The following is a 6104-nucleotide window of genomic DNA, read 5'->3' as shown; positions in this document are numbered from 1 at the left end:
GTAAATACCCGTGACTGGACTTTCACCAGTAAGATTAGTGCCATGCTCGGCACACTAGAAAAAGCCCAGAGTTTGAATTCTCTGAGCTTTCTCTTGTTTTAGTAATTACATACTCTCTTATAATTTTATCACTTTTAATCTCATTCCAAAATAAATCTGGTCTATTCATAAGATCGATTTCTTCTATATCTGAAAATACATTAATGACATGCAAAAAATCTGCATAAGAAGTCTTCAATCCATGTGCTAAATCAAAACCATTCCCTACAACAAGTATATTCATTTATTTTCTTCTTCCTGTAAATACTGAATCAATGTTTAGTTGCAATTACATATTTAAATGCCAAAAATAAAGATTATCCAACACATTACCGTAAGCACTTACGAACCAACTTATCACGGAAGGTGCTCTGAAACCTTTTTCTTTCCGTAAACTAATGACAGTATACAGATCATTTCAGAGACTGGTAAGTAGATCAATATCATGCTAATTTAAGGAGTCAACAACGCCTTGTTTTGTTTATACATTCTTTAGAAATGTTTATTTTTTCTTTATGGGGTCTGACCCCGGTACTTCTTTTTCGTTATAAACTATTCTTTATGGGGGTGACCCCGATATTACGTATACCCTGGGGTCTGACCCTGGTATTACTTTTTTTGTAATTTCATAATGCCTTCAGATATCGCAGCTATACTTTCAAATATTGCCAATGCCAATGTAAATCCTAATGCAAGTTCAGCCACATTCTGATTTTCACATAAAAATTGAATTAATGAAATAATACTCAACCCTAAATAGTAAAAACCTTTAACTAATGTAAACATAGCCTTGGTATCATTCGTATAAAAAAATATTAACTGTAAGCAAATCAACATTGGAGTAAAAACATAAAATGCAATAAAAACGTCCAACTTATTCGTGCAAATTCCAATAAGTATTATAATACTAATAATTTTCAATAAATAAGTCAATATTAATCGTAAAATTAGTAAAATACTACTATTTTCATATTTAACTGCATATCTTTTATTTTCTTTAAATCTAGATTTTGAAAAAATCAAACATAAAATTGCTATCAAAAGTGTTAAACAACTTTTTACTGTTTCAATAATCTCATTAGTCATAAAATCATTTCTACCACATACTGTATATAATAAATCTGGTGTCTTGTTCCACCACTTGATTCTTACAAGCTAAGGTATTGACTGTCGTATTCATATCTTAACTCCAAACATAATAACTGTCCACTTCCCGTCTACGAAATTCTTTATGGGGTCACACCCCATAAAGAAATTTTCACTAAGATTATTACTCAGGCTGCATGCACCATTTTTCCGTAAAGCAAGTCTATCTGCAGCTGTCTATCGAGAACTCATTTCTAATGACTGGTAGGGCCACAGTCTCCACAATACAGCAGTTTGGACCCTTTACTCTTTTCTTTCACTCTCCCCGGACCACCTGCACCACAGTCTCCCGATACGAAATTGCTGTCTATAAAAGTTCCCTGATATTCTCTTTCCGTTTCGTAAACAACTAATTTTTCTATTTTTCCCTTTAATTCTCGTTTCACTTTCGTTTCTCCCTTGACAGATTATTTTTATAACCAATGCAATATGCAGCTACCGCCACACTTTTCCCACATATCACATTTTACGCATTTCTTCATAGGGCATCCTTCCAGCTTATTATACAGCCTAACGGTATCCTGCTTGTTATAAACATCGAGCATGCTCTTGTAATCCCAAAAGTCCCTCTGGTAACCTCCCATTATTATGTGTCGTAATTCATTGCACAAAATAATATTTAAATCAGGATCGACAAAAATTCCCTGTTGTTTCTTCACAGCACATGTAGCCATTACTCTTTTTGAATCCAAAAATTGTTTCAAAAAGGTCGGATTGTAACGACAAAACGGCTGGTTTAAACGTATATAAGGAACAATTCCTGCTTTCTCCAGTTCCTGTGCTATAAGCTGTAACGGCTCCATAGAATGTTTCTTTATAAGTTCACCAGATTCTGTAATATATGGTCTGATATCATGTAAAACAATCTCATGTAACCCATAATATCTCAGAAAATACACAAAATCGGATACCATAGACTGACTTAAGTTTTCGGTACAATTATAATTAACTCTGATAAATGTCCCTTTTTCGTTCAAATTTTCGATTGCACTGCAAAATTCAACAAATGATATCTCATCCGAAAATTCCTTAAATGATTTTTCATTAAATCCCTTTATAGATATTGTAATATCTTTTAAATTTTTTTGCTTGCACACATCTTCGCAGAATTTTTTCTCTGAAAATCTGATTGCATTAGTAAATAAGTGAACTTCCTGCTTTTCTAATTTTCTTAATATCTCCACAAACTGTGGATGTATTGTCGGTTCTCCACCAATCAAAGTCATCGATGTCACATTATTTTTAATGATATCATCATAAAACTTTACAAACAGCTCAAACTTTAATAACTTGTGTTGTTTTTCCTGATTATAACACCATTTACAATGTAAATTGCATGTTGTATTAAGATTCAGTGTCACAATATTGCATAACTGATGTCTCATAATTCTTTTTTGTATCTTCAAATCGCTCAATGTACTCCTTGATCCATGTACGCCCAGTCTCTGTCTGGTTATCAATAAGCATTACATTTTTGCTAAAAGTATACTCTTTCTTCTCCATTTCATATTTTAAATTTCCTAATATCAGATATTTGTCATCAAAAATGTAATACCCTTCATCCGGATGATAATTAAAACGAAAAATATCAAGCTTGTTAATTTTATGGTCATTTTCAATCATATGTTTCCAATTCAGAATTGCATTATCAATAGCACCTTCCATTGATTGATCGTAATATTCATCATTCTTATTATCATATTCTCGAAGCAAAATTTCTGCATGGTTAATAGAAATATCGTTTATTAACCGAAACATCTGTACGGATTTAAATGTTGAAATTGCAAAGATTCTTAATTTTTTAATCTTTTGGTTTTTCAAAGTTATCTGAAACGCATCATTTAAGTCCGTAATCTTAAATCCTTCGACTTTTTTCTGGTTGTTTGTCCGGATAGAATTTATCCAATTTTTCAGCTTAATTTTTGCGCTGTTTTTCTTTCCTACATCTCCCCATGTGATTCCCTCGAGATCACTCGCAAGTTTTGGTCTGCCCTCGCATAGAAAAATAGTATTAACCTTTGACAGTTTTCCTGAAAACAATCCATATTCCAACAGTACATTATCACGTACTGTCATTGTGCCTTCCCCTCTGAACCAAATTTTATCATCTTCTCCAAATATAAATACTGCTGCATCTACATTCTTACTCAAGTCTATAAGAGCATCCCATGTATAAACACCCAGAGGAAAAACCTCCGGTTCATTCCACAATACAGGCTCTACATTCATACTTTCCAGCCAACTTCCAACCTCAATTGCCATATTTAAGCGTTCTCCGGAACTTGCAATAAATATCCTCATATGCGCCCTTCTTCCTGATATAAATCAAAAAAACTTCATTACACCTGCCTCATATCCACATGTCAAGAAACAGGCAATTCAATTATTTACCACGGCCACCCTACTAAAGCAGGATCATTCGTTCTATAATAAGTCACCCACTTCCCATTCACCTAATTCGTCTGCAATATCGGCATGTGAAACATTTTACATTATATTCCAAATTCCGCCTTTAACTCATCTACAACATCATATGGAAAACACTCTGCACAACCTTCATCTTCCATCAAAACATTGATGATCTTTTTTGTCAGTTCTATTCCTTTGGTGCTATGAATACGTTCTTCAATTCTTACCGCATTTTTTAGATCTCGTGCCACCCACACCTGATCATATATTTCAAGTTGTGAGATAATCTTGCCTACTTCGCAAGAAAACTCCATTTCATTCATATCATTCGGATTACCCATAACTCGATAAATCTGTTGCAGTCTGCTCAATATCTGGTCGGCATTTAAATCCAGTGGTATGTAAATACGGACATTATCATCAGCTAGAATGCCTCCATTAGCGTGAATTTTACCAGTGATTGCCTTTTGATGTTGTTTTTTCGTCTCGTAACCAAAAGCAGTATCTGCAATTGAAAGATCATTGATATAAAGAACTTTCTCCGGAATTGGGTGAATATCTAAATCGTGATGCATAATGAATTCCTCCATAATTTGAGTACTTTACTGATTTTTTTATGGGGTCTGACCCCGGTACTCTTATTTATACTGTACCATTTATAGAGTTTTCAAAAGATGGTTCTACTTCACAAATCTTTATAAGCCAATCATCTATCTACATTGTCAACTCTGATATAACACTTATCCTTTTTTATTCCTCTATCCTATAAAGTCTTCTAATAATGAGCCATCTATTACTTGGATATGTTTCTCCTGAAAAACTTGATTTATATAATGGATTGCTTCATTCTCGCGGTTACATTCATCTTTCGCATACTTTACAATTCCTACACATACCAAATTTAACAACTCTTTATATTGTGGTTCTAGCCCTTTATCTTTTTGATAATATTTATAAAGATTTATTGCAGCTGGTAACATTTTGTCATTAATCCGATTTATTACGTTACTCCATTTATTACTTGAACAACATCCTGTAGCTTCACACCCCTCTATTGTCCATACTATTTCATATATTTCCTTTTCAGAGTCAACCAACTTAATATATTTATTGATTTCATCATCTACAGCATCAACTAATGATTTATCACAAAATAATCGTGGTCCCTTTCCAACGCTTTCAAGTTTAACTGCATTTAAATATGTCAATCCCATAACATTTCTTGATGATATTTTAAAGTCAGAATCATTAATGCAGTACTCGTCCCAAAAAGTAACATCGTTACCAACTGATAGTCCGCCTCTAAATAATATAGGAAATGCTTTATGATACTGAATGCTTCCACTACCACATCCTTCAGCAACTTTATATGTAGTAACTTGATTAATATCTGAAAAATTCTTTTGAAATGGTTCTGAATACTCAATATATACCGTTGCAACAAAATTCATTAATTGCTTAATAAACATATTGCAGTCAGTACCACCCAAAACTAAAGAATCACTAAAACTTATCATTTGCTCAAATGAGGTTACAGATGATTTTTCCACAAATTGCTGAAACTTTACATCGTTAGGATAATTCTCTCTGTATTCTTCTATTGGATGGCATTTATTATCAATAACTCTTGTTTTTATCACATTGTTAAATGTATTTAAATTATCAATAGCCACTTCCATATTATTTCTTAGCAAATTAGAAAATCCTAACAAATCCATAAATGCAACTATCATAATAGCCAACCACCTTCTTTTCGCTATATTATAATTATATATATGACATCCTCGTAATTAATCTGTCTTCACATCAGAATCAAATTTAAAATCCACATCAAGAATAGTTTTTAAATCAGCCTTACTAGGAGCATTAATATTAAAGACTCTCCTTGCATGATTCATTACCAAATCCTCATATAAATTTCTAACCATTCTACCATTTGCAAAATTATCTTCTTTCGTTTCGACCTTATTATTAAGATAAGAGTGCGCACACGCTTTTGCATCTTCACTCAATTCATAATCATTGTTGACACACATACCAACCAATATATCATCTAATTCGTCAACAGAATAATCCTCAAACTCAATAAATGTATTAAACCTTGATTTTAATCCTGGATTTGAGTCAAAAAATTTTTTCATTGGTTCTGTGTACCCAGCTACAATCACAACCAAATCATCCCTATAATCTTCCAATGCTTTAGTAAGTTCTGTAAGACATTCTCTTCCATATGAATCAGAATGATCATTCTCTGTTATGCTTGCCCAGATTATTCACCTTGTTTTGTTTATAAATTCTTTAGAAATTTTATATCTAATTTGCGATTATCCGCATAAACACTATACTTTCAAGCACTTTGAAGTATAGAAAATTATTTAATTTACCACGAATTTACCACAATTGAATGAGCCTTGATATGACAATAAAATAGCACTAAAAAGACACCCTTTACACCTGATATGCTACCCTCATATAGGACAATGAAATATAAAAGTCCTATATGGGGGTAT

General features: G+C 32.7%; 8 protein-coding genes. All 8 read right to left on the bottom strand.

The features are described 5' to 3' along the window. Window positions 1–34: 34 nt before the first annotated feature. The gene (locus LI074_RS16420; protein ID WP_173698415.1) at window positions 35–283 is read right to left on the bottom strand and encodes an AbiH family protein; all 249 of its coding nucleotides are present in this window, start codon (window positions 281–283) and stop codon (window positions 35–37) included. 365 nt (window positions 284–648) lie between these two features. Then, window positions 649–1125: a hypothetical protein gene (locus LI074_RS16415; RefSeq protein WP_173698416.1), complete on the bottom strand. Its 477-nt coding sequence runs from the start codon at window positions 1123–1125 to the stop codon at window positions 649–651. Between the two features lie 254 nt (window positions 1126–1379). Beyond that, a complete protein-coding gene (locus LI074_RS16410; RefSeq protein ID WP_008708292.1) occupies window positions 1380–1571 on the bottom strand; it encodes a hypothetical protein in 192 nt (63 codons plus the stop codon). A 27-nt stretch (window positions 1572–1598) separates the two neighbouring features. Then, on the bottom strand, window positions 1599–2570 hold the full coding sequence (locus LI074_RS16405) for a radical SAM protein (protein WP_044952076.1): 972 nt from the start codon (window positions 2568–2570) through the stop codon (window positions 1599–1601). Continuing rightward, window positions 2530–3486, bottom strand: coding sequence for a nucleotide-binding protein (locus LI074_RS16400; RefSeq protein ID WP_008708288.1), 957 nt, complete (start codon window positions 3484–3486; stop codon window positions 2530–2532). Before LI074_RS16400 ends, LI074_RS16405 begins: the two co-directional genes overlap by 41 nt. Before the next feature lie 191 nt (window positions 3487–3677). Continuing rightward, the gene (locus tag LI074_RS16395; protein ID WP_020993820.1) at window positions 3678–4169 is read right to left on the bottom strand and encodes a hypothetical protein; all 492 of its coding nucleotides are present in this window, start codon (window positions 4167–4169) and stop codon (window positions 3678–3680) included. Between the two features lie 183 nt (window positions 4170–4352). Beyond that, complete coding sequence (locus tag LI074_RS16390; protein ID WP_008708315.1) at window positions 4353–5327, bottom strand: hypothetical protein; 975 nt, start codon at window positions 5325–5327, stop codon at window positions 4353–4355. A 57-nt stretch (window positions 5328–5384) separates the two neighbouring features. Beyond that, on the bottom strand, window positions 5385–5762 hold the full coding sequence (locus tag LI074_RS16385; protein WP_020993818.1) for a hypothetical protein: 378 nt from the start codon (window positions 5760–5762) through the stop codon (window positions 5385–5387). Window positions 5763–6104 lie beyond the last annotated feature (342 nt).

Source organism: Blautia sp. MSK18_10 (genome assembly GCF_020553185.1).
GTDB classification, from domain to species: domain Bacteria; phylum Bacillota; class Clostridia; order Lachnospirales; family Lachnospiraceae; genus Blautia_A; species Blautia_A wexlerae.
Note: the sequence above shows the minus strand (reverse complement) of the source record. Positions and strands in the feature narration are given on the sequence as shown.